Source organism: Acinetobacter sp. AC1-2 (assembly GCF_016124155.1).
Classification (GTDB): domain Bacteria; phylum Pseudomonadota; class Gammaproteobacteria; order Pseudomonadales; family Moraxellaceae; genus Acinetobacter; species Acinetobacter calcoaceticus.
On record NZ_JABFFO010000030.1, the window covers coordinates 1 to 285 of the forward strand.

Annotated in this window: 1 protein-coding gene; it reads right to left on the reverse strand. The window is 53.7% G+C overall.

Annotation, left to right across the window (positions count from 1 at the left end):
- On the reverse strand, positions 1-285 hold a 285-nt coding region (locus tag HL290_RS18480; protein WP_227602337.1), incomplete at both ends, for an Ig-like domain-containing protein.

The following is a 285-nucleotide window of genomic DNA, read 5'->3' on the forward strand; positions in this document are numbered from 1 at the left end:
TGGTATCTACTGTTACCACAGCGGTGTCTGTACCGACATTACCTGCTGCATCTGTTGCAGTCACGGTAATGGTGTGTGGACCGTCGGTGAGTGCAGGCAAGGTATTGTCTGCAAGCGTCCAGGTGCCATCACCGTTGTTCGTCGCTGGGTAATCAACACCATCTACATTCACCACCACTGTTGCAGTCGGATCATTGACTGTACCGGTGAGTGCAGGTGTGCTGTCATTGGTTAACACATCATCAAGCGCGACCACTGGTGGCGTGATGTCCGCAGACACCACCC